Source organism: Bombella pluederhausensis (genome assembly GCF_026385525.1).
GTDB lineage: Bacteria > Pseudomonadota > Alphaproteobacteria > Acetobacterales > Acetobacteraceae > Bombella > Bombella pluederhausensis.
On record NZ_JANIDY010000012.1, the window covers coordinates 1 to 328 of the forward strand.

1 protein-coding gene is annotated in these 328 nt (G+C 59.1%); it reads right to left on the reverse strand.

Annotation, left to right across the window (positions count from 1 at the left end):
* On the reverse strand, window positions 1-328 hold a 328-nt coding region (locus NQF86_RS09110), incomplete at both ends, for a hypothetical protein (protein WP_266117332.1).

A 328-nucleotide genomic window follows, 5' to 3' on the forward strand; every position in this document is an offset into this window, starting at 1 on the left:
GCTCTGCCCCTGAAGCTGCGCCTTAGCCCCACTGCTCAGCTGAGCCGCATTCAGACTCACATTGCCAAAGGACGCCAGAACACCCTCATTCTGCAGGACACCCGGAGAGGTCAGATGCAGATCATGCTCGGCCACAAGGCTGGAACCCTCACTGGAGGCATAGCTGCCGATCTGAGCCGTCAGCTGACCCTGCGCCTGGGCCAGACCGCCTTCATTATGGAAATCCCCTACATTCAGGGTCACATCGCCCTTGCTGCTCAGAAGGCTGCCCCCCTGATTGGACAGATTCCCCGCCGTTAAGGTCAGACTATCCGAGGACTGGATCAGA